This is a genomic window from Neolewinella maritima, from assembly GCF_923081025.1.
GTDB lineage: Bacteria > Bacteroidota > Bacteroidia > Chitinophagales > Saprospiraceae > Neolewinella > Neolewinella maritima.
This window is the reverse complement of sequence record NZ_CAKLPZ010000001.1, coordinates 1012668-1036087: the sequence shown is the minus strand read 5'-3', so window position 1 is coordinate 1036087 and position 23420 is coordinate 1012668. Positions and strand designations below refer to the sequence as shown.

Below are 23420 nucleotides of genomic sequence, written 5' to 3'. Positions count from 1 at the left end.
GGGGCTACTTACCTTACCCCCCATGCTAGAAATTCTCCGCGAGGGCCCGGGCTGGGCCGTCATCAACAAACCCGCCGGCATCGCCACGGAACGTCACTTTCAGTACGATACGGTAGAGGCGCGGGCGCAGGTGCAGTGGCAACGCGCGGGGGCCAAGAAAGCTGCCTACGTCGGCATCGTGCACCGCCTGGACCGCCCCGTCAGCGGCGCACTGCTGCTGGCCCGTAAGAAGTCGGTACTGATCAAGCTCAACCAGGCCTTCGCCGAGCGGCTTACACAGAAGGTTTACCGGGCGGTCACCCAGCAGCCGCTGCCCGCCGCGAATGGCGAGTTGGTACACTACCTGGGCCGTACGCCGGACCGTAAAAAGGCCTTCGCCAGCACCCGCCCGGTACCCGATACCCAGGAGGCCCGCCTGAGCTACCGGCTGCTCCGGGAAGTGGACGGACGGTATGAATACGAACTTCAACCGGTCACGGGACGCTTCCATCAGCTCCGCATTCAGCTGGCCACGGTAGGCGCCCCGATTGTGGGCGACCTTACTTACGGTAATATGCTGCCGCTGCGCGATAACATCATCGCGCTCCACGCCTATTCGCTAGCGTTTCCCGACCCCGGTACCGAAGCTACGATCGAGGTGGAGGCGCCGCTGCCGGACTACTGGCCCCTACCTCTGTAGCGGCATCGGATGAAGCGCGAACCATTCCGGCCGCCCCGGCTGTTGGGTAGTGCATGCGGTATATGTTACTTCTTTACGGCTTGGTGGTATTACCGGCGTGCGACCCACCGGCACCCGCGGTCACCGCCCCCGTGTCTTCCCTACTCGCGCCGGACCCACTGGCTGGTGATATACCCAGGGTGTATGACCGCTACGAGGCACTGGCCCCCATACTTGCCCAGCGCAACGACACTACCTACCTGATCAACTTCTGGGCCACCTGGTGCAAGCCCTGCCTGGACGAACTGCCGCTGCTGCAGGAGCTATCGGATGAAACAGACGGTCCGCTACGGCTGATCCTGATCAGCCTGGATACGGACACGGCAGCCATCGCGCGCATCCCCGACTACCTGGCCCGGCGCGGCATCGACCTGCCTACCGTGGTGCTGACGGACGACCGGCAGGACTGGAAGACGGCGCTGGACGAACACTGGGACGGCACCCTACCGACCTCCTTCATCTACCGCAACGAATTGCGGTACATCTACCGGCGTAATTTCCGTACGCTACCGGATGTGCGCGAGGCGGTCCGGCCCCTACTTGGCGGGTAGCCGACTTTTCATTGGGTGAAGTGGGTGAACAGCCGACCAAATGTGGTATTTTACGGAGCACCAAGGGCACTACGTATGCGGCACTATTACCTACTGATACTCATTCTGTTCTCTAGTCTGGCCTCGGCCGAATCGTTCCGCGGCTTCCTGCTCACGAAGGACGGCTACCAGCTTACGGGCTACCTCAACGTGCTGCAGTACTCGCCGGGGGGCAATATCATCACCTTCACCAATGACTTCGGGGATGAATACTCTATCCACCCCTTTCTGGTCAGTGGCTTCGGCTTCAACTACAACGGAGAGTCGATGCGCTTCGTGAGCCGGCAGCACGAGGGGATGTGGTACTTCCTGCAGGAGGAGGTACGCGGACGGTCGATCAGCCTGTTCCGACTGCCCAAGGGCGGCGGCCGCTGGGTAGACGATAGTATGCTGCGCATGTTCTCCACGCCCCCGCCGGAGTACTACCTGGAGTACGGGCAGGGGGAATTCCTGGCCGTGCCCCGCGGAGGGTATAAGCGCAATCTGCGGGAATTTCTTCGCGAGGCTAGTCCCGAGCTCGCCAAGAAGATCGGCAGCAGGGGCTACCGCTACCGGAACATGGACGCAATTGTTACCGAATTTAACGAGCGGAGTACGCGCCGACGGCGCAGGTTGTAGCAACCCAGCTTCCCTCCGTGACGTTAGCTAGCTACCACACCTTTCGCTTCTTCACGCATGCTAAAAAAAGACCTGGCCGGCTTCTTCGCCTTCTTCCTGGGCATCTTTGGCGTACACCGCTTTTACCTCGGGCAGTGGTGGCGGGGCGCTGCGCAGTTCGTAGGCTTCTGGGCCATCATAGCCATGCTGGCCGAGACCGGCGGTGAAATGCCCCTACCCTTCATCCTGGTCGGTTTTGTGCTGGCTCCCCTGATCACGGCCATTGTCTTCTGGTCCACTCCCTACGAACGCTGGGCCGCCAAGTACGACCCCCAGGCCCTGGCCGCTCCGGGCTACGTGCTCTCCTCCCTCGATCACCCCTCCTGGAAACGGCAGCGCGGCCAGCAACGTCCTAGCCTGGAAGCCCTTAAGCAGGAAGGCGTGAAGTATTACCAGTCAAGCGATTATGACCTGGCTACGGAAGCCTTTCTGGAAGCCAGTGAGCTGGCCCCCACCGATCCGGTCGTGCAGTTTAATCTGGGCTGCTGCTACGCGCTGCTGGGCCAGTACGCCAAGGCGCTGCGCGCGCTGGAAGTAGCCGTCACCCACCAGCTTCCCCGGCCGGACCGTATCGAGAGCCACCCCGCCCTCAAGGAGCTACGGACCAGCGCCGCCTACGCCCAGTTCCGCAGCAATAACTACCGCCTACTCAACCTGGTCACCCCCCCGGCTACCGATGATCTGCTGCAGGCCGACCCCGTCGGCGAAGACGAGGTCCCCCCCGACCTGCTCGCGCAGATCAACCAGCTGCGGGAGCTCCACGACTCCGGTATCCTCACCCAACGCGAGTACCGTACGCAGCGCGAAAAGCTGCTGGGTTGAGTCTGCCGGAGCTCCTCTACCGCGGCAGCACCGCCGCCTATCACCTGGGCATCGCCGCCGCCGCCCGACTGGGCAACGCCCAGGCCGCCAAGTGGGTAGCCGGCCGGCGGCAGGACGTGCGGCAGTCCATCCAACACTTACACGACAGTGGCCGGCCCATCCTATGGATGCACGCCGCCAGTCTGGGCGAGTTCGAGCAGGGCCGACCGGTACTGGAGGTCCTGCGGGCGGAGCGACCGGACTGGGCCGTGGTCCTCACCTTCTTTAGCCCCAGTGGCTACGAACGCTGTCACGCTACCAGTCTGGCCGAAGTAGTCACCTACCTGCCGGCCGACACCCCGCGCCGCGCCGCGGACTGGATCGCGCTCCTACGTCCGCAGCTCGCGCTGTTCGTCAAGTACGAGTTCTGGCATTATCACCTGCGCAGCCTGCGGGCCGCCGGGGTACCTACCTTTCTGATCGCGGGAAGCTTTCGTCCGGAGCAGCTCTTCTTTCGTTCCTACGGGGGCTTCTACCGTGGGTTGCTGCAGCAATTCGATCACCTGCTAGTACAGACACGGGAAGACCGTGACCTACTGGCTACTCAGGGCATCACCCACGTCACGGTGACCGGCGACCCCCGCATCGATCGCACCCGCGCCCTCGCCGAACGATCCTTTGACGATCCACGGTTAGCGGCCTTCACCGACGGGCACCCTACCCTGTTTGCCGGCTCCGTCTGGCCGCCCGACGTGGCGGCCATCGCCGAAGCATGGCCTACGCTGCCGGATCACTGGCGCCTGGTACTGGCCCCCCACCAACTGGATGGAGCACAGCTCGCTGCCTGGCAGCAGCAGTTCGCCGCGGAACGGTACACGGGGCAGGCCGGCGGGAGTCGCGTCTTACTGCTCGACACCATCGGTATCCTGAGTCGGGCCTACCGCTACGGTACGCTGGCCTATATCGGGGGGGCCTTCGGGGCCGGTCTGCACAATACCCTGGAACCGATGAGCTACGGGCTGCCCGTACTGCTCGGACCACGCTACGCCAAATTCCCCGAAGCCCGCGCTGCGGTAGCCCGGGGAGGTGCCTTTGCGATCAACGACGGTGCGGAACTATCGCAGCGACTCGCCGAGCTGGACGAGCCCGCCGCCTATGCCCGTAGTCAGGCCGCGCAACGGGCGTACCTGTCCGACCATGCGGGAGCGGCCCGCCGTACGGCGGAGGTCCTCTTGCGTCTGCTATTGCTACTACTCGCCGCCCTGCCGGTTTCGGCCCAGTCCTGGTCTACCGCCGACCGCCTTACCCAAACCCTGGACGGCCTCTACGCCAAGTGCAACCTAATGGTCGCCGTCTCGGAGGTAGGCTGGCGACCGGGCCTGTGCCTGGCGGCTACGCAGCTCGATCGGACGCAGACCGTCAGTCTGGAGGTTTATCTCGACGTAGCCAGCAAGTACACCTTTATTGCCTCGGCCGAGCCGGGCACTACAGATTTGGACCTGCTGGTCCGCGATGCCGCCGGCACCATCGTGGCCTCCGATACCGAACCCGATCAGACGCCCATCGTAGAGTTTACCGTCGACCGCGCAGCCACCTATACCATTCAGTTGCACTACCTGAACGGCGATGCAGAAACCGCCCTGGTGGCCCTGGGTATGCTGCGCTCCTTCGGGGTCTCGCTGTCGGATGCGGCCTACCGCGACGTGAGCCGGCAATTTGGCGCGGCCGCGGGTGCGGTACGGGCGGCGGGCGGGGCCAAGACCTTTCGGCGCGGTCCGAATACCTGGTGCGTGTTTGGTTACCTACTTGACGAGGGGCAGGGGGCTACGGTGGAAAATCTCCAGCTGACCGCCAGCCAGCAATTCTTCGTGGCTACCGGTCCGGAGAGCATCCAGGACATCGATCTTTACCTGGCGGGCACGGATGCGGAAATTCTACGTCTGGATCGCGACGGGGATGCTTACCCCATGCTGGACTATACGGTGACCGAACCCGGGGCCTACCGTCTGCGCTTAGAAGTAGAACGGGCCCGGGGAAGCAGTTTAGTGCTCCTCGGCCTACTTACTAACTAACCCACTCTAAAGCAGTCTACTATGGCCAGTGTAATGAAAGTCATCGAAGTCCTCAGCGAAAGCCCCAACAGCTTCGAGGACGCCGTCAAGGGCGCCATCGCCGAAACCAGCAAGAGCGTGCGCAACATCAAGAGCGCCTACGTCCGCGAGCAGTCCGTCACGGTCGACAATGGACAGATCTCGTCCTACCGCGTAAATGTGAAGATCACCTTCTCGGTAGACACCAGCGATAACTAGCGCTAGTGGGGCGTGGGGGATGTGATTATCTTCCCCCATGCCCCTACTTATTACTCTACTGGCCGTTGCTGCGCTCCTGGCCCTCATCGTTGGATTCAAGTGGCACCCCTTCGTGGCGCTCGTCCTGGTTGCTATCGCTACCGGACTAGGGCTGGGGATGCCCGTCACGGCTACCCTGGAATCGGTTACCTCCGGCGTAGGGGGCACCCTCGGCGGACTCGCCCTGATCCTCGGTCTCGGAGCTGCGCTCGGTGGCGTGATTGCCGAAACGGGTGCTGCACAGGTCATTACGGACGAGCTACTCGGGGACCGGCAGGACGGCAGTGTAGTCTGGGGCCTGTGCCTGGTCGGATTTCTGATCGGCATCCCCCTGTTTTATGCCGTCGGCTTCGTGATGATGGCACCCATCATTTTCGCGTCCGCCAAGAAAACCGGACTACCCCTGGCTATGATTGCCGTGGCTGCCGTAGCTTCGCTGTCGGTCACCCATGGGTTTTTGCCCCCCCACCCTGCGCCCGTACTCATTGCGGGCACCTATGGCGCGGACCTGGGTAAGACCCTGCTGTACGGACTCATCCTGGCGGTGCCCGCCGTAATCATTGCCGGGCCCCTCTTCGCCCGCACCCTACGTAACATGCCCCAGACAAGTGGTGCTGCCGTGCTGGATGAAGCGGACCTTCCCGCCACCCTGCCGAGCTTCGGGACGAGTGTATTTTGTGCCCTGCTGCCGGTGCTGTTACTGGCGGGTGTGGCGCTACTCAAAACAGTAGATGAGGATTTGGCTACGGCCTCCTGGCTCCTACTGGCGGGTGATGCCACCGTGGCCCTACTGCTGGGTGTGGTGGTGGCCATGGGTCTGCTGGGCTGGCAGACCGGCCAGTCGCTGCGCTACCTGATGTCGCGGGTGGGCAGGCAACTCGCACCTATGGCGGCCGTCCTACTCATCATTGCCGCGGGCGGAGCCTTCAAGCAGGTGCTGGTGGACAGCGGCACGAGTACCTATATCGTAACCACACTGGAGAACTTCAACGCCCACCCCCTGGTCATCGCCTGGCTGATCGCTGCGGCCCTACGTATTACCCTCGGCTCGGCAACGGTGGCAGCGATCACGGCGGCGGGTATCGTACTGCCGCTGGCCTCCGGTGGTGGGGTATCACCGGAGCTGCTCGTGCTGGCCACCGGCGCGGGGAGCCTGACCTGCAGTCACGTCAACGACACCGGCTTCTGGCTCTTCAAGGAATACTTCGGTCTCACCGTGACGCAGACCCTCCGCAGCTGGACGGTCATGGAAACACTGGTGAGCGTGATCGGATTACTGGGGTGTCTTGGGTTGGAACTACTAATAGGCTAGCGCAACATTCCGTCGATGTACGTAGACCTTTCCCCTATCTCCACACCGCCTGATCACCCCCTCCGCGTACTCTGCGTACTCCGTGTACTCCGTGTACTCTGCGGTAAACAAGATCACACCACCTACCGCGCCAGACCACAGATCTCCTTCACCTCCCGCACGGTAGCCTGCGCCCGTTTGCGCACCTCGAAGCTGCTCTGCTTGATCTGGTTCTTGACGGACTTGCGGTCGCTCTTCAACTCCTGGTAGCGACTGCGCAGTTGGGTAGAAATACCGATCAGCCCATCAGCTACGGCTTCCTTGAGGTCGGCATAGCGCAGGGCGCCGGCGGTATAGTCCTGCAGGAGCGATGCGTGAGCTTCGGTCTGACCGGACGCGGCCAGCAGACTGAACAGATTACTTACACCGGCGGACATGGCACCTGCGTCCCCGCCCGCTTCCGTGCCGGTATCAGTGACTGCGGAACGGATCTGTTTGCGGATGCGGGCCTCATCGGCAAAGACGTCGATGTTGTGTTTGTCGCCCTGGCTGGCGCTCATCTTGCGCAGCGGATCGGCGGTGCTCATCACCTTGGGCACGGCGGTGTAAAGGGCTTCCGGAATGGGAAAAAATTCCTTGCCGGCGAAGTTATTGAAGCGCTGGGCGATGTCGCGGGTGAGCTCCAGGTGCTGCTCCTGGTCCTTGCCGACGGGGACCACCCCGGCCCGGTAAATGAGGATATCGGCAGCCTGGAGGGCGGGATAGGTGAACAGACCGGCGGAGATAAACTCCTCGTTCTGGGCGCTCTTGTCCTTGAACTGCGTCATGCGACCGAGCTGTCCGTAGCTGGTGAAGCAGTTGAGGATCCAGGCCAGCTCGGTGTGCTCGGGCACGAGGCTCTGGATGAATAGGTTTTCGGGGCGGATGCCGCAGGCCAGGAGGTGAAAGCAGATCTCCCAGCTGTTTTCCGCCAGTCTCTTGGCCTGGAAGGGCATCGACATGGCGTGGTAGTTGGCCACCATGTAGAGGCAGTCGTACTCCTCCTGCAGGCGCTTCCAGTTTTCTACCGCGCCGAAATAACGTCCGAAGTGAAGCTTGCCGGTGGGCTGGATACCGGACAGGATGGTGGCGCGATCAGTACTCATGACCGCGAAGGTAGGATAATTGGCGGGTCAGGCTCCGCTACTCAGGCCCGCTCCAGCTTTTGAATACTCTCCTGGTAGCTGCGTAGCGTTCTGGCCTGAATCTCGGCCGTGGCATTGAGTACTTTGAGCTCTTCGTTGAGCTCGACTTCCCGTTGGGGATCCTCGCGAAAGAATCGGCGTTTGCGATTAATTTCCAGAAGCTGCTGAATAGTTTGACTGAGGGCGATCTTGGTCTTGAGGTACTTGTACTTCAGCTGTTTTCTGGTGCTCATTGGATCAGTTGTGTTGTGTGGGTTCAGTACATACTGCGACGTGGAAAATAGGGATAAATTGCCCGTGAGGCAAATTTTCGACCGCTTATTCTACGTATATTTCAATTGCTTATAGAACCCAGAAAATTGAGCCGGAGTTGGTCGGTCGGTCCGGTAATGACACAGAAATAACCCTAACAAGGTACTAGCGGAATGGCCGCCGCTGCTGCCACGCCTCAGCGGTGAAAACGGCGGGCACGAAGGTGGGCACCAGGCGGTTGAGCACGGGCGAGCGAAGCCGCAGTAGCGTAGCGTACTCACGCGGTACCGCCCCCAGGGAACTCTTGATCTCCAGGGCCGTCCGCCCGTAGTCAAGGAGCTGAAACTTACCATCCAGGCCGTCCTCCAGTAGATCGAAGAGCATGTTGTGGTAGAGGTGATGGGAGTACTTGTAGGCATCCTCGAGCCCCAGGTAGTGTGCCTGATAAACCGGTCCGTTAGCCAGTGCAGTGGTAAAGCCCACCAACTCTTCATGCACGTCGAAGTAGCCATGTACGACGGCCTGGCCGGACAACCACACGAAGTAGTCCGGGGTCAGCGTAGTCAGATTGACCGAAGCTCCTCCACTCGTTGCCGTGTAGAGCGCATAGAGCCGTTCGATCCGGTCCCGTACCTCTTGCGGCAGCAGGCGCCGCCGGGTGATGCCTGCTAGTTTACCCCTGGCCCGGCGGTAGCGCACCCGGTACTTGCTCGTGAGGGCAGCCAGGTAGCTGGGTAGGTCCGGCCAGCTGAGGGGGAGTACCATCACGGGGTCGGACGGTAGGTGCGTATATCCCTTCGTGAGCAGTACGCTAAGTGGAGGGCTGTTAGCGGCGAAGAGGTCTTTGAGCAGCACGGCACGGTACCCCTGGTCGAGCTCCATCAGGGTCTGAGCTACGGCGGGCAGCAGGTGGCTGGCTTCACTGCTACCGAGTTGCTGTAGGCCGTCCTGTCCGTAATCTCCGGAGGTAAGCAGCTGGCCCAGTACCAGCACCCGGCTACGGAAGGGTTGGAGCAGGCGACGGCGGAAGTCCCAGCGCGTTGTTTCTCCCTTCACCTCGTCGCGGACCTGGGCGGCGAGGTTCATGTGGAAGTTTTGGGCGGTAAGCGTGATGGTACGCCCGCTGGGTACGTGGGTCAGGTACAGGCAGCGGGTAGTCACCCCCTGAGGATGCCGCTGCAGGAAGGTCAGGGTAGTCGGGCGGAGCCACCAATCGTCAGCGCGTTCGCTGCGGGTATCGTCCGCCGGACTAAGGAAACGGACTTGCCAGTCGGAATAATTCACCACACTCAGGGCGGCGCCCGAACGACCCACCCGGGGGGTGTAGCTGTACCAACACGATCTACTCATAGGCTTACGCTTGCTACCCTAACGGACGAGTGAATCGAAAGGTCAGTCTCGGGGTGTATCTTCGCCGCCAATCGCCTGCCGCTATGATCCAGAGAGTACTTGTTCCCGTCGACTTTAGCAAAGGAGCGGCGGCCGCCCTACAGTATGCCGAAGCGATGGCCACGGCCGTAGGGGCCCGGGAGGTCCGGGTGATTCACGTATTCACCCCCCAGGCTGCCAGCGGTGACATGGCCGCCCTGGCCACCCCCGTCGGTGAGCTCATGGATGCCCGTGAGACTGCCCTCGAAGACTTCCTTGAGCGCCACCCCGCCCCCGCCGGCATCCGTCGGCGCAGCGAACTGCTCCTCGGCTTCCCGGCCGACAAGATCGTAGAAGAAAGCGCCGCCGTGGATCTGGTCGTTCTGGGAGCTACCGGTACCACCGACGTGCTGGAAGATGTATTCGGTAGCATCGCTTCCTCCGTAGCGCAGCGCTGTAAGTGCCCCGTGCTGCTCGTCCCCCGCGGTGCCACCTTCAGCGATTACCGCCACATCGTCTACGCCAGTAGCAGCCTGTCCCTGAGTCGGCGCGCCGTACTGAAGCTGATGGACTTCAACGATCTCTTCCGCGCCCGCATTCACTTCGTGCACGTCAACGAAGACGACAGCGAGCACCGCCGCGAGCGCGAAAAGCTCTTCGCCCCCCTATTCAACAACCCCGACCCTGAGTTCGCCTTCGAGATCGTCGAGGTCACCGCCGACACTGTACAGGAAGGCCTGGTCGGCTACCTCAAGGAAAACCCTGTAGGCCTGGCCGTCATGGTCACCCAACAACGCGGCTTCTGGGAGCGGCTGTTCCACCGTAGCGCCACCAAGCAGATGGTGCTGCACCCTGAGGTGCCTGTGCTGGTGTTTCATTTGGATAAGACCCCGTGGGGTAGACGCTGCGCGGTAGACCCCTTCGGGGAGTAGACCGCTACGCGGGTAGACAGTCTACTCCGCCGACCGGCGGTCTATTCCCCGAAGGGGTCTACCCGCCTAGCGGTCTACCTACTCTTAATCCCGCTCCACCCGCAAATTATCAATGATAAAGTTCTGCCGCACCGGCGTGTTCTTGCCCATGTAGTAGCTCAGCAGGTCCTCGATGTTGGTGTTGTCGGCCATGACGACGGGCTCGAGGCGGATGTTTTCGCCGATGAAATCCTTGAACTCGCCGGGGCTGATCTCGCCCAGACCCTTGAAGCGGGTGATCTCGGCCTTGCCGCGCAGCTTCTCGATGGCTTCCTGCTTTTCTTGCTCGCTGTAGCAGTAGTAGGTCTTTTGCTTATCGCGGACGCGGAACAGGGGGGTATCCAGAATGTAGAGGTGCCCCTTGGTGACCATGTCGGGGAAGAACTGGAGGAAGAAAGTCAGTAGGAGCAGGCGGATATGCATCCCGTCTACGTCGGCGTCCGTAGCGATGACGACGCGGTTGTAGCGGATCTCGTCTACGTCATCCTCGATATTGAGCGCGTGCTGGAGGAGGTTGAACTCCTCGTTCTCGTAGACCACCTTTTTGGTGAGGCCGAAGCAGTTGAGGGGCTTGCCGCGCAGGGAGAATACAGCCTGGGTCTGCACGTCCCGTGCCACGGTGATGGAGCCGCTGGCTGAGTCGCCCTCGGTGATGAAGATGGTGGTGCCCAACCGGGCTTCCTCGCTTTTTGCCTTGGTGTCGCCGAAATGGACGCGGCAGTCCCGCAGCTTCTTGTTGTGCAGGTTGGCCTTCTTGGCGCGCTGGTTGGCCAGTTTCTTGATGCCGGCGATCTCCTTGCGCTCGCGCTCCGACTGCTTGATCCGCTTTTCCAGCGCCTGGGCGATCGTTGGGTTCTTGTGTAGAAAGTTGTCCAGCTGCTCCAGCAGGAAGTTCTTGAGGAAGGTCTGCACGGTAGGCCCCTTCGGCCCCATATCGGTACTGCCGAGCTTGGTCTTGGTCTGCGACTCGAACACCGGCTCCTCTACCTTGATGGCGATAGCTGCGATGACGCTGGACAGAATATCCTTGCGGTCGTAACTCTTATTGAAGTGCTTCTGAATGGTCTCCACCAGCGCCTGCCGAAAGGCGATCAGGTGGGTACCTCCCTGGGTGGTGAATTGGCCGTTGACAAAGCTGAAGTAAGTCTCCCCGTAGGCATTGCCGTGGGTAAGGGCGATCTCGATATCGTCCCCCTTGAGGTGAATGATATCGTAGCGCAGCTGCTCCACGTTGGTCTTCCGCTCCAGCAGGTCGCGCAGGCCGTTCTTCGACACCAGCGTCTTACCGTTGAAGTTGAGCTTCAGTCCGGCATTGAGGTAGGCGTAGTTCCAGAGCTGACTCTCGACGAAGTCGCTGCGAAAGCGGTACTTCTTAAAGATCGACGCATCCGGTACGAAGCTGACGAAGGTGCCGTTGGTCTCCTTAGTCTTGATGGGTTTGTGGTCCTTGACCAGATTGCCCTCCGAGAAGTCGGCCTGCTTGAGCTTGCCCTCGCGCACGGCGTAGACGCGGAAATCATCCGAGAGTGCATTGGTGGCCTTTAGACCTACACCGTTGAGTCCCACCGCTTTCTTGAAGGCCTTACTGTCGTACTTACCCCCGGTGTTGATCTTCGACACTACGTCGACCACCTTTCCCAGCGGAATACCCCGGCCGTAGTCGCGCACCTTCACCGTACCGTCTTCGATCACTACGTCGATCTGCCGGCCATGACCCATGACGTACTCGTCGATGGAGTTGTCGATCACCTCCTTGAGCAGAATGTAGATGCCGTCATCCGGACTGGACCCGTCCCCCAGCTTACCGATGTACATACCCGGCCGCATGCGAATATGCTCCTTCCAGTCTAGGGAGCGGATGTTGTCTTCGGTATAGGTAGTTTGTGCCATGTAACGCGGTCGGTTCGGTTGGCAAACATACGAAATCCCGAATATATTATCAAACAAATTGTTGGCTTATCCTCCTGGGCCCCACGACATATCTTTACCTCCTATCCTGCACGCCCTATGATTCGTTCCGCACCCGATGGCCTCCCCTATGGCTGCTAATTTTCGCTTCCGCTGGTGGTACCTCCTCGCCCTCCTTCCGCTGCTCCTCTATCTGGTAGCAGACTGGTACGTCGGCCGCCGCATCGACCGGGCCATCGCGGATGCCAATACCGACGGTAATTCCCTCACCGTCAGCGACTACGACTACGGCTTTTTTCCCATCGCCCTCACCGCCCGGGGCATCACCTTCGATCAGTCGCGCCCAGCCCTCACCGCTGCCGGCACCCTTTCGCTTCTGGAGGTCAGCAAGTTAAATCTGTTCAGCCTGCTCGGCAGCGGACCGATCCAGTTAGCGCGCGTTCACCTGAGCGGCCTCGATGCCCAGGCTAGTCGGCAGCAGGTGTCCGAACCAAAACAGGACAGCAGCAACTTCGCCATCGAAGTAACCGACGTCTCCCTAGACAGCGTTTTTCTCCAGTTGACGGACGAGCCCACCGGTCGCCAACTCGCGCTGCAGCGTTTTGCGCTGTCGGTAGGTCCCCTGGCCTTTCCCCTACAGGTCGCCGCGGTACGCAAGCTGCAGGTCGCCGCCGACTCCGCGCAGTACTTCGATCCCCGCGACAGCCTCCGGGCCAGCATCACTGACATGACCTACGCTACAGCCTCCGGTACGATCAGCGCACGCGGCGCGCAACTGCAACGCGGTGGGGCTACCGACCTCCGGCTCCAGGACATTCGCCTGTCCGGAATCAATCAGTCCGACCTCCGCGATGGCATCACCATCGACAGCCTCATCGTGGCAGATCTGGGCGGCAGCGCGCAGGTGCCAGGTTCATCTCAACCGGATCAGCCCACACCGGCAGACTCCCCTACTCCACCCGGTACGTCACTAGAGCTAGGTCACTTTGCCATACGCACCATAGATGTATCCGTCTCCGGGGCTTTCGGTCAGGCGAGCCTCGCGGGATCCGTTACCGCCACGGACATGCGGTACGCCGATAGCCTGGCGATCGGAAGCGTATCCCTTAATGGACAAACACTGACCTTCGACAACGGACAACAACTTGCCGTATCTGCCAGCGACCTGAGTCTGCAGCAGGGCAAGATCCAACTTCCGCTGCGCCCCGAATCCCTTGGCCCTACACAGGTCCGCATCCCCGAACTGACGGTGCGCAGTGGACAGCAAACGATCACGGTCGCCGGCCTTGACTACGGGAGTGCGGACGGTACCCTCCGGGGGCAGGAGATCACCGTACGGGGAGAACGTATATCAGCCTCCATTCCGGACGTACGGCTTATTGGCATCGACCGCGACGGCTTCGTAGCGGGCGGACCACTAAGCGCCGCGCAGGCCATACTTACGGGAGCCGATGTGACCATCCGCACTGCGGACGGGGGCAGCTACCGTATTTCCGCCCCGGAGCTCACGCTGACGGACTTGAACACTACGGACGGATTCCAGACCGCCAGAGCACAACTCACTGACGGTAGCGTGCGTCGCCGCGGCAGTAGCGGTGAGGAAGACCTGGTGGCCCGCGGGATTTACCTCGACCAGTACGGCCTGCGCGCACCCTTCAAGCCGGCGCAGTTGGGACCGACTAAACTCCGGGTGGCACACCTGGATATTTACGGTGAGGAGGAGCCGGTAGACTACACCCTGGATCGCATCGCTTACAGCAGTCGGCAGGGCACCCTGACGCTGGATAGCATCAACCGCCGCAACCAACTTAGCTCCGCGGAAACCTTCCGGCAGCAGCTCAGTAAGTCGTGGTTGACCTTCGCCTTCGACGGTTTGCGGGCTAGCGGTATCGATCATCTTGCACTGCTGCAGGGAGAAGCCATTACGGTCGACTCCCTCACCGCCCGCGACGTGCGCGTTTTCGTGGTGGAGGACGTTGCGATGGCACCCCCATCGAAGAAGAAGTATATGCCCATCGAAGCATTGCGTACGATCGGTCCCCGCATTAAACTGGGTACGGCCCGCCTGCGCTCGACCGACATAGCCTACGGCGTCATCGACACCGTACTGGACCCTAAGACGATCCACTTCGGTGAAGGCATAATCCTACTGGAGGGGCTCGATACGGAGGTAAGCACATCCGATAGCATCCGGCTCACATTCGATGCTACCTTCGAACGGGCTACTCCACTACACGCCGAGTTTGCCCTGGCGCGGGATAGTAGCGGACGCAATTTCGCCATGCGCGGGCAGCTCGGCCAGTACGACCTGAGCGGGATCAATCCCCTGTTCGAGGTGGCTGCGGATGCCTTCATCAACTCGGGCATCATCGAAGGGATGCAGTACCGGGGAGCCCTGCAGGACGAGGTACTGACCGGCAGCATGGACATGCTATACCGTAATCTGGACGTGGAACTGGTAGGCGGAGGGGCCTGGTTCAAGAACCTGCTGTCCGGGCTGGTCCTCAAGGAGGAGAACAGCCGGGGGGAGGAATTTCGTCAGGGCAGCATGTACCACGAGCATAGTGCCGACCGGAGTTTCTTCAATGCCTACTGGAAGGGACTAATGAGCGGCATGAAGTCATCGGCCATGGCCGACATCGCCCTACAGAAGGAGCTCGACTAGGCGACCTTTCCATCCTGCTCCAGGGGGATCTCCTGCTCCCGTTCGGTTCGGCTGCGCCCCGGCCGCTTGAGTTTGCGGGTATTGACATCCCCATTGCGGCTCAGTAAGATAGCTACCGGTCGGGTCTGCGGAAACTGCGCCGTGATGATGATGATCGCCACCGTGATGGGTACACTCAGTAGCATACCCACGATACCCCAGAGCATCGACCAGAGGATGAGCGACAGTACTACGACCAGCGGACTGATATTGAGCGTACTGCCCATGAGGCGGGGTTCGATAATGTTGCCGACCAGCAGCTGCACGACCGTGACCCCGATGATGATGACCAGGAAGGGGGTGAGCGTCTCGAACTGCACCAGCGCCAGCAGGGCGGGCAGGGCGGTAGCGGTGATGCTGCCGATCGTGGGTACGTAATTGAACAGAAAGATGAGAAAGGCCCAGAACAGGGCGTAGTCCAGCCCCAGGATCTGAAAGATCGCAAAGCATAGTACACCGGTAGCGATACTGGTGAGTGTCTTCACACCCAGGTAGGTACGCATGGCGGTATTGATCTCCTTGAGCACGAAGGCCAGGCGCGTACTGCTGCGCATATCCAGGCCCAGGGCCCGCATTTTTTTAGGGAAGCTGCCCTGCTCGATCAGGAAGAACAGCACGTAGAGCAGCACGAGCGCGATGCCCTTGGCCGCACTGGTGATGCCCGAGAAGACGAGGGCGAAGTTGGCGAGTAGCTCCTGTCCGATCTGTAATTCGCTGATACTGGGCGGGGGACGCTGGATGCCCATGTTCACGTACACCCGTTCGATCTGCTGCTCGATACGGGGCAGGTATACATCGCTTTCCTGCACGAAGCCGTTGACCGTGTTGACGATCATATCCGAAATGAAGTAGAGCCCCAGGCCAATGAAGACCAGCGACATGATCAGGGTCACGCTATTCGGTAGTCGCAACCGCCCCAGGGGCAGATGCTGAAACTGATCGTTGAGTGCATTGACCAGGTACCAGAAGACCAGTGCCACGAAAATGGGCACCAGGTAACTCTTTCCTACCACGATGAGGGTGAGGATCAATCCGATGGTAATTAACCAGGCGGCCACGCGGGTGATAGACATACAGGAGTAACGATCGAAAGCGGCTAAATGTGTTGATGTACCCCTGCACCTGCGTGCGCGCCCGTGGATGTAGTCGGTAGCTCCCTAAAGCGGAATTTCGCTATTTTTGCCGGCCGCCCGTGCGCGGACCCTATCTTTTCAATACCAACCCACCACATGAGCGGATCTAAGATCACCATCGCCAACGGCAAACTGAACGTACCTAACGACCCCATTTTACCCTTCATCGAGGGCGACGGCATCGGCCCCGATATCTGGGCAGCGGCCTCCCGTGTACTCGAAGCCGCAGTAGAAAAAGCCTATAAGGGCGAGCGCTCCATCGTGTGGAAAGAAGTACTGGCCGGCCAGAAGGCCATGGACCAGACTGGCGAGTGGCTCCCCCAGGCCACCCTGGACACCATCGAGGAGTACCTCGTATCGATCAAGGGACCCCTGACCACCCCGGTCGGCGGCGGCATCCGCTCGCTCAACGTAGCCCTGCGCCAGAAGCTCGACCTCTACGCCTGCGTGCGCCCCGTACAGTACTTCACGGGTGTACCCAGCCCGGTGAAGAACCCCCAGGACGTGGACATGATCATCTTCCGGGAGAATACCGAAGACATCTACGCCGGCATCGAATTCGCTGAGGGCACGCCCGAGAATAAAGCCTTTCTGAACTGGTTGAAGGAGAACTACGCCGACCGCTACGCGAAGGTGCGTTTCCCCGAAACGACCGGCATCGGCATCAAGCCCGTAAGCCAGGAAGGCACGCGCCGCCTGGTGAAGGCTGCCATCGAGTACGCCATCGCCAACAAGAAGGATAGCGTGACCCTGGTCCATAAGGGTAACATCATGAAGTTCACTGAGGGCAGCTTCCGCGACTGGGGCTATCAGACGGCCGCCGAAGACTTCGGCGCCACCCCCCTCGACGGCGGACCCTGGCACGTGATCAAGACCGACGACGGCCGCGAGATCGTGATCAAGGACGTCATCGCTGACGCCATGCTGCAGCAGATCATCCTGCGCCCTAAGGAGTACGGCATCATCGCCACCCTGAACCTGAACGGCGACTACATCTCCGATGCCCTGGCCGCTCAGGTCGGTGGTATCGGTATCGCACCGGGCGCCAACATCAACTACACTACGGGCATCTCGATCTTCGAGGCTACCCACGGTACGGCCCCTAAGTACGCCGGCCAGGACAAGGTGAACCCCAGCTCGGTCATCCTATCGGGTGAGATGATGTTCCGCTACATGGGCTGGCCCGAGGCGGCTGATCTGATCATCAAGGGCATCGAAGGCGCTATCTCCAAGAAGCGCGTGACCTACGACTTCGAGCGGCAGATGGAGGGCGCTACCCTGCTGAAGTGCTCGGAGTTTGGGGATGAGATTATTGGTAATATGTAGTAGGCGCCTGCGGCGCTTGGGTTTCAACACGGAGTACACGGATTTTGGGCACGGATTAACACGGAGACGCATCCGACGTTTCCGTGTCTCTCCGTGCATACACCCTCCGTGTTCCTCCGTGTTTAAAATCTTCCCCTACACACTACGCCCCACCAGCTCCCGCATAGCCAGACTGAGCAGCAGCTGCTCCTCCTTTTCCGTAAGGTCTTCGGGAATGAACTCGAAGGCGCGCTGGCTAAGTCCGTCGCTAGCCGTGGCGGGGAGGTTCGTGAGGGCGCCTACTTCGCGGTTGCCGACACTAACGGGCAGGTAGTTTTCGCGGGCTTCGGTGGCGATGCTGGCCAGTTCCTTGCCGGTGCGCTCGCCGAGGAGGCGCTTGCCCTCCAGGGTACCCACGGGCTGGTTGTCGATCTCCAGTTTGGTCTTGCCGCGTTCGGTCCAGTAGACGTAGTCATGCTCGGCGGTACGGGCGTAGAGCAATTCGTTGACCTGCTTGCCCAGAAAGCGGCGGTAACTGTAGCTCACGACCGGCTCATTGAATATCGTAGTGAAGGTGCCCTTGGCGGTCTTACCGGCTCCGCTGGTCTTGGTGACCTGCTTATCTTGGGTAAGACTGAAGAGGTCTAGCTCGTCCTTGTCCATCTTGATCAGCTCGGGGCTCCACTGGTCCATCTCCTGACGCAGCTCGTTGAGCACGCGGGCCCGCCGCTTCTTACCGGGCATGCGGTGGTTGCTCCACTGGTTGAACATGTACACCAGGGTAGCGATGAGCAGGACGGAAAGAATAAGCAGGATGATCATGTAGTGCAGACTTGATGGGATAGTAACGTACGGGCTGGGTAGCTGGGTTTAGTAGCTGGTCTAGGGTATGCGGTCGTTGGTCCGGTTGGCCGCACACGCGGGTGCGGTGCGTGACACCAGACTAGTGAGTGCGTATAGTACGTACAAACGGCCCACCAGCTAGCTGATGGGCCGTTATGTTATATGATACGTGATAGTAGTGCTCAGGCCTCCTGGGGGACCAGCAGGCACTGCTGGATCAGTTCAATATTCTCGGCGATGTGCTGCTTGGAACCGGAGCCGAAGAGCACCGACTCGATCCGCGGAAACTGCGCTAGGTAAGCGAAGGCTTCCCTCGGCCGCAGGGTGCCGGCGGCCAGAACCTGCATGGCGATAGGCCGAAAGGTCTTTTCCCGGAGGTACAATTCGTTGCGTTCGATCCCACCGGACATGCGGAAGCCCGACTTATTGATGGAGGCGCAGATGATCGGATTGACGATACCGACTGATTCCAGGGCATCGTACAGATCGGGCATATTCATGGTGATATACCCGGGTTCGGCACCGTACTTGGTACGAATATAGTCGTCGTAGTCCCTGAACACCTCGAACATGCCGAGTCCGAGGATCATATCCACCAGTACATTCTGTATGAAGATCACGGGGGTATTGATGCCGTGGAACATCTTCATCTCCGCGTCGATCAGAATCTGCATCAGCTTACTGTAGTCGCTGCGGACCACCGCCATGCCACCCTTTGCGAAGGTGCCCAGAAAACTGCCGGGTACGTACTGGTTGATGGTGCCCATGATGCCCAGCTCCGTTACCGCATTGGCGTACTTATGCGCGTAGGGCATACAGGGGTACACCTTAAACTCGCTGTACCGGAGCGGATTGGCCCGAAGGTGATCGCAGATGTTGGCAATACGGTCGTGGGTAGTGCACATGAAGGTGCGCACGCCCAGATCGATCGCCTGGTCCAGCACCCGTATGATCGACTGGTCGTCCTTGAATCGCATGGCCTGCGCACGGCTCTTATCGTCAGAGGCGTGGTTGACCCCGAAGAATTGGTTATCTCCGAACAGGACACGGTCGAGGGAATTGTTATGCTGCATGGTCGAGGATCATTTCGATGACCTTATCCGTATAAAGTCCTTGTTCAAAAGTGTTGATGGTGCCGGGTTCCTGCCGGCGTACGTTGGCGATGAAGTATTCGATCTGCGCGCTATATTCTTCGCCGCGCAGGTAGTAGCCGACGGGAATGGCCAGATCGGTGATCCATTTGACCGTCCATCCGGCCTCTAGACCTTCGGCGGTATTCGCCTCCTTGAGGTATACCTTCAGTTCGGTGGCATCACAGACGATCTTACCCTTTTTCCCCTGTACGGTCAGGGAGGTAGACATCTTGCGGTAGGTCTCATCGCTCCAGTTGACGAGCAGGGTACCCGTCACACCGTTTTCCAGGGTTAGCAGGGTATATACCGCATCTTCGACCCCCTTGGAATAGATCTGCTTCAGCAGGCTGCCGTTGACCTTTACGGGTCGACCGACCACCTCCTGCAGCAGGTTAAGCACGTGGGAAGCGTAGTCGAACAGGCAACCTCCGCCCTCGCTGGATCTGGACCGCCAGGTGCCCCCCTTTTCCTTAGTGACGACCGGTCCGTAGGCCTCGCCACTGAAGTGCACGAGCTCACCGATCACGCCGGTAGCGAGCAGGCGCTTCATTTCCTGAAAGGTGCCGATGAAGTGGTTGTGGTAGCCCAGCTGATTGACCAGGCCCTTGCGCTGGGCTAGTTGTACCAGTTCCTGCCCTTCCGCACTATTGAGGCTAAAGGGCTTTTCGCAGAAGACGTGTACGCCGCGCTCCAGGGCCTCCCGGACCATTTCGTAGTGTAATTTGGTCGGCGTGGCGATGACGACGAAGTCAAGATTCTCTCGCCTGAGCATTTTACGGTGGTTGCTGTAGATCGTCGCCCGTCCATACTTTTTGAAGGCATTGGTGACAATAGCGGAGGTGTCGCATATAGCCACCAGATCTACGTGGGGCTGGGCACCTACAATGGCGGCGTGGGATAGCCCCATCTTACCTAGGCCGATTATTCCGGCTCTTAATGTGTTCATAGTAGTGTCTTTTTTATAACCGATAGCAAAATCAAACGTCCATACGTGTTACACTTCGTTCATATCATAGGCAGATAAATTTGTTAGTATAAGATACGCCATATAGCTTAGCCATGTAGCCTTATTTCTCAGTATTGAGCATAAAGACTACGCCCGATCGATATATTCTCGTAGATAATCAATGATTTGCTGCTTTTTGGAAGTGTAGGGGCGGGGTACGAACGCAGTGCTAGCCTGCAGTACGTCCTCCAGCTGGTCCGCCTCGTTCCAGGCGATCACATAGCCCCGTGTAACGAACTCGCGCAGAATTTCCAGTTGATGGTCATCGATATGCTCCCCCAGTCGGAGTAGTCGGGGTATAGCGATAACAGTTTTTCCTTTCCTCACTCCGGTCACCAGCGAACCGGTACCCGCATGGGAGATAATTAGCCGGGCCCGGTCGTAGAGATTGAGCAGCTCGTCTGGCGGAATGAAGGGCCGCAGCGTCAGGTGGTCGGACCGAAAGCTGGTGTGTCCGCTCTGTACGATCACCTCCTCCCCGATCACCCCCCCGGCACACAGGCGGTCGAGCTCGGCGAGCGGCCGGCGGAATTCGATGGGGAAGGTTCCGAGGAGTACTAAGATCATGGTTATCTGTATTTACGCTGATGCTCAGTAGATGCCTCCTCCGAGGTACACGGAATCAGCGTAGAGCGTCTGTGCAGCCGGCCACTGCACGATGAACCTATCCGCAATGGGATGGACGATATCCGCCGAGAACGCACGGGAATTGATCCGGGCAAAGGATAGTATCCATACCACCCTGGCCCCCAGCAGCTTACCCAGATAGCACATCGGTACGGCGGTATGACTACCCGTAGTAATGATCACACTGGGCCGGTGCCCGATCAGTATCTTCAGTGACCGAACGGAATTGACGATCAGGCTCCAGTAAAACTGTAAATTGCGTGACTGCCCCTCCGAGCGCCCCCTCAGGTAGCGCATCCTGTACTTATCCCGCAGGGGCAGGGTGTTCTCTGCCTCCTCGGTCACCAGCAAGTAGTCGTAGCGCTCGAAGAGTGGCGCCAACTCGCGGATCTGGGCCAGGTGCCCGCCGTTGGAACAGATGAATATGACTTTCTTTTTCATAGTGTTGGTGTTAGTGCGGCGGTCGGCTATGTCCACGGCCGGCCAGTACGGTCAGACCTTGCGGTAAAAGTTGTCGTACCACAATTCCAGCGCGTACAGGATAAAGAGTTGCTTGGCGTAGTTGCGTTTGCCGGCACGGTGCTCGTCGAGCAGGCGCAGCAGATAGGCGGACTCGAAGTACTGAGCGGCCAGGCCGTCCGGGCGGACGAACAGCCCGTAGAGCTCGTCGTATAGTTCGGTCCTGAACCAATCGACCACGGGGGTTTCAAATCCACGTTTCTTGCGGTGGATCAGTTCGGGGGGCAGCCACTTCTCCGCGGCGCGCTTCGGCAGGTACTTGCGGGTCCGTCCCCTTAGCTTGTACTTGACCGGCAGGGACTCCACAAAGGCCATAAGCTCCATATCCAGAAAGGGCACGCGGTTTTCAATGGAATGGGCCATCGTGATCTTATCGTTGAATAGCAGCAGGTTGTCTGGCAACATCGTGCGGGTATCGAGGTACAGCAGGTGATTCAGCGAGGTAGACTTATCCCGTACTTCCCCGTAGAACTGCTCGAAGTAGGTGCCGATATTCGTCGATAGCTGCTGCCTCAGCTCCGGCCGGTACAGCTGATCCTTCTGCGCGTCGGAAAAGATCTGATAGATCGCCAGGAACCGCTCCAGTTCGTTGGAGAACTGCAGCGAATACAGGCCCCGCTGCATCGTCTCGTTGGACCGGAACAGCCGACTCGACAGCCCGTAGGGAATCCACTTCAGTAGCGGAGCATACTTCGCCAGCAGCACCTCGCCGTAGTAGCGCTTGTAGCCCGCCATCGGTTCGTCCGCCCCCTGTCCGCTCATCACTACCTTCACCCGGCCGGCCGCCATTTTGGCTACGTGGTACAGGGCGGGAATGGTGGGTTCGGCGATCGGTTCCTCGGTATGGTAAAAGGAGCGGCGGAAGTACCCCAAATACTGCTCCTTGCTGATGAATTCGGCGTGGTGTCGCGATCCCAGAAACTCCGCCGTGCGCTGAGCGTCCGGCAGCTCGTTGAAATTACCGTCGCCCCGAAAGCCTACCGTAAAGGTGTGTAGGGGATAATCCAATTTCTCAGCCATTACTCGCCCGATCATGGCTGAATCCAGCCCCCCGCTCAGAAACAGTCCGACGGGTACGTCAGAAAGCAGTTGCCGTTCTACCGCCCGTTCGAATAGCCGCTGATACTCTTCGATCGCCTCCCCCTCCCCGATCGTGGTATTCTGTCGGTAGGCCCGTTTCCGGTAGCTCGTCTGCCGGCTACAGTGGGTAGCCAGATCGTAGGTCAGGTACGTGCCCGCTCCAAGCTTTTGGATCCCCGCAAAAATGGTACCGGGCGCAGGGTTGTACCGTAGGGTCAGCAGGGTATCCAGTGCTGCGAGATTGATCGCCTTGGGCACGCCGGCCTGCAGCAGCACCTTGAGTTCCGAGGAGAAAACCATGCGGTCCGCCTCCTGGTAGTAGTAGACGGGCTTACACCCGAAGTGATCGCGTACCAGGTACAGTTTCCCGGCCTCGGTATCCAGGTAGCCCAGCGCGAAGATGCCGTTGAAGTCGTCCACCCGGTCGATCCCGTACTCCCGGATGTAGTACAGCAAGGTCTCCGTATCGGAAGTGCCCTGAAAGCATACCCCCGGCAGTTTCTTCCGCAGTTCGAGGTGATTATACACCTCCCCATTAAAGACAATGGCGTACTTCCCGCAGACCGAATACATGGGTTGATTCCCCGTCGGCGACAGGTCTAGGATCGACAGCCGCGTATGCCCGAAGGTGACCCGGCTATCCCGGATCTCCGTCCTGGCCAGCGATTGAAAGTCCGGCCCACGGTGGTGGATCAGGTCCAGGGTAGTCTCGTTGATGGGTTGGTTGACCGAACCGGCGATACCGCACATAGGGATAGCTTTAAGTAGGTTTAGGTAGTCGGTTTGCACATACCCGCGGCTTTATCCACGGCCGCTGCTGAACCCCGGGTAGTGCATCTACCTGGCCGAGCTGTAGAACGCCACCTGTAATCCTCGGTAGCGTTTTGCGCGGTCGCCGGTGCGAAGTATTTAGGTATGGGTATGGCGATCCGGTGACCTACCCTACCCCGTCGGAGGATGTTCTTCCGGAGCGAAGCGATCT

21 protein-coding genes are annotated in these 23420 nt (G+C 59.8%); 10 read left to right on the top strand and 11 right to left on the bottom strand.

Annotation, left to right across the window (positions count from 1 at the left end; all coding sequences use genetic code 11):
* The first annotated feature begins 22 nt into the window (after positions 1–22).
* The 7 genes from MJQ68_RS04190 (at position 23) to MJQ68_RS04160 (ending at position 6426) form a co-directional block, all read left to right on the top strand.
* Positions 23–679 (top strand): RluA family pseudouridine synthase, encoded by a 657-nt coding sequence (locus tag MJQ68_RS04190; protein ID WP_238749726.1) that lies wholly within the window; start codon positions 23–25, stop codon positions 677–679.
* A 131-nt stretch (positions 680–810) separates the two neighbouring features.
* Entirely contained in the window at positions 811–1269 is a 459-nt protein-coding gene (locus MJQ68_RS04185) for a TlpA family protein disulfide reductase (RefSeq protein ID WP_238749725.1), read from the top strand.
* Between the two features lie 75 nt (positions 1270–1344).
* Complete coding sequence (locus MJQ68_RS04180) at positions 1345–1926, top strand: hypothetical protein (protein WP_238749724.1); 582 nt, start codon at positions 1345–1347, stop codon at positions 1924–1926.
* Positions 1927–1983: 57 nt separating this feature from the next.
* Entirely contained in the window at positions 1984–2787 is an 804-nt protein-coding gene (locus MJQ68_RS04175; protein ID WP_238749723.1) for an NINE protein, read from the top strand.
* Positions 2784–4838, top strand: coding sequence for a 3-deoxy-D-manno-octulosonic acid transferase (locus MJQ68_RS04170; RefSeq protein ID WP_238749722.1), 2055 nt, complete (start codon positions 2784–2786; stop codon positions 4836–4838). Before MJQ68_RS04175 ends, MJQ68_RS04170 begins: the two co-directional genes overlap by 4 nt.
* Positions 4839–4871: 33 nt before the next feature.
* On the top strand, positions 4872–5075 hold the full coding sequence (locus MJQ68_RS04165; RefSeq protein WP_238749721.1) for a dodecin family protein: 204 nt from the start codon (positions 4872–4874) through the stop codon (positions 5073–5075).
* A 37-nt stretch (positions 5076–5112) separates the two neighbouring features.
* A complete protein-coding gene (locus tag MJQ68_RS04160) occupies positions 5113–6426 on the top strand; it encodes a gluconate:H+ symporter (protein ID WP_238749720.1) in 1314 nt (437 codons plus the stop codon).
* 122 nt (positions 6427–6548) lie between these two features.
* Here the strand turns inward: MJQ68_RS04160 and trpS are convergent, their stop codons facing one another.
* The 3 genes from trpS to MJQ68_RS04145 form a co-directional block, all read right to left on the bottom strand.
* On the bottom strand, positions 6549–7550 hold the full coding sequence (gene trpS, locus MJQ68_RS04155) for a tryptophan--tRNA ligase (protein WP_238749719.1): 1002 nt from the start codon (positions 7548–7550) through the stop codon (positions 6549–6551).
* A gap of 41 nt (positions 7551–7591) precedes the next feature.
* A complete protein-coding gene (locus tag MJQ68_RS04150) occupies positions 7592–7822 on the bottom strand; it encodes a hypothetical protein (RefSeq protein ID WP_238749718.1) in 231 nt (76 codons plus the stop codon).
* A gap of 184 nt (positions 7823–8006) precedes the next feature.
* Positions 8007–9191, bottom strand: a complete 1185-nt coding sequence (locus MJQ68_RS04145) for a hypothetical protein (protein ID WP_238749717.1) — start codon at positions 9189–9191, stop codon at positions 8007–8009.
* Positions 9192–9274: 83 nt separating this feature from the next.
* Here MJQ68_RS04145 and MJQ68_RS04140 point away from each other — a divergent pair, with 83 nt between their 5' ends.
* Complete coding sequence (locus MJQ68_RS04140; RefSeq protein ID WP_238749716.1) at positions 9275–10141, top strand: universal stress protein; 867 nt, start codon at positions 9275–9277, stop codon at positions 10139–10141.
* An 84-nt stretch (positions 10142–10225) separates the two neighbouring features.
* Here the strand turns inward: MJQ68_RS04140 and MJQ68_RS04135 are convergent, their stop codons facing one another.
* Positions 10226–12070: a DNA topoisomerase IV subunit B gene (locus tag MJQ68_RS04135; RefSeq protein ID WP_238749715.1), complete on the bottom strand. Its 1845-nt coding sequence runs from the start codon at positions 12068–12070 to the stop codon at positions 10226–10228.
* 148 nt (positions 12071–12218) lie between these two features.
* Here MJQ68_RS04135 and MJQ68_RS04130 point away from each other — a divergent pair, with 148 nt between their 5' ends.
* On the top strand, positions 12219–14753 hold the full coding sequence (locus tag MJQ68_RS04130) for a hypothetical protein (RefSeq protein ID WP_238749714.1): 2535 nt from the start codon (positions 12219–12221) through the stop codon (positions 14751–14753).
* On the opposite strand, the gene MJQ68_RS04125 is transcribed toward MJQ68_RS04130, so the two are convergent.
* Positions 14750–15865: an AI-2E family transporter gene (locus MJQ68_RS04125; protein ID WP_238749713.1), complete on the bottom strand. Its 1116-nt coding sequence runs from the start codon at positions 15863–15865 to the stop codon at positions 14750–14752. The two genes, MJQ68_RS04130 and MJQ68_RS04125, sit on opposite strands and share 4 nt — an antisense overlap.
* Before the next feature lie 156 nt (positions 15866–16021).
* Between MJQ68_RS04125 and icd the strand changes: the two genes are divergently transcribed.
* Positions 16022–17251, top strand: coding sequence for an NADP-dependent isocitrate dehydrogenase (gene icd / locus MJQ68_RS04120; protein WP_238749712.1), 1230 nt, complete (start codon positions 16022–16024; stop codon positions 17249–17251).
* A gap of 135 nt (positions 17252–17386) precedes the next feature.
* Here icd and MJQ68_RS04115 read toward each other — a convergent pair whose 3' ends face one another.
* From MJQ68_RS04115 to asnB, 6 genes are all read right to left on the bottom strand, one after another.
* Positions 17387–18052: a hypothetical protein gene (locus tag MJQ68_RS04115; protein ID WP_238749711.1), complete on the bottom strand. Its 666-nt coding sequence runs from the start codon at positions 18050–18052 to the stop codon at positions 17387–17389.
* Between the two features lie 203 nt (positions 18053–18255).
* Positions 18256–19146 (bottom strand): hypothetical protein, encoded by an 891-nt coding sequence (locus tag MJQ68_RS04110; protein WP_238749710.1) that lies wholly within the window; start codon positions 19144–19146, stop codon positions 18256–18258.
* Positions 19136–20152: a Gfo/Idh/MocA family protein gene (locus MJQ68_RS04105; protein ID WP_238749709.1), complete on the bottom strand. Its 1017-nt coding sequence runs from the start codon at positions 20150–20152 to the stop codon at positions 19136–19138. The genes MJQ68_RS04110 and MJQ68_RS04105 overlap by 11 nt, the downstream gene beginning before the upstream one ends.
* Before the next feature lie 147 nt (positions 20153–20299).
* Entirely contained in the window at positions 20300–20779 is a 480-nt protein-coding gene (pssE, locus tag MJQ68_RS04100) for a PssE/Cps14G family polysaccharide biosynthesis glycosyltransferase (RefSeq protein WP_238749708.1), read from the bottom strand.
* Positions 20780–20803: 24 nt separating this feature from the next.
* On the bottom strand, positions 20804–21280 hold the full coding sequence (gene pssD / locus MJQ68_RS04095; RefSeq protein WP_238749707.1) for a PssD/Cps14F family polysaccharide biosynthesis glycosyltransferase: 477 nt from the start codon (positions 21278–21280) through the stop codon (positions 20804–20806).
* 51 nt (positions 21281–21331) lie between these two features.
* Positions 21332–23188 (bottom strand): asparagine synthase (glutamine-hydrolyzing), encoded by a 1857-nt coding sequence (gene asnB, locus MJQ68_RS04090; RefSeq protein ID WP_238749706.1) that lies wholly within the window; start codon positions 23186–23188, stop codon positions 21332–21334.
* Positions 23189–23420: the final 232 nt, after the last annotated feature.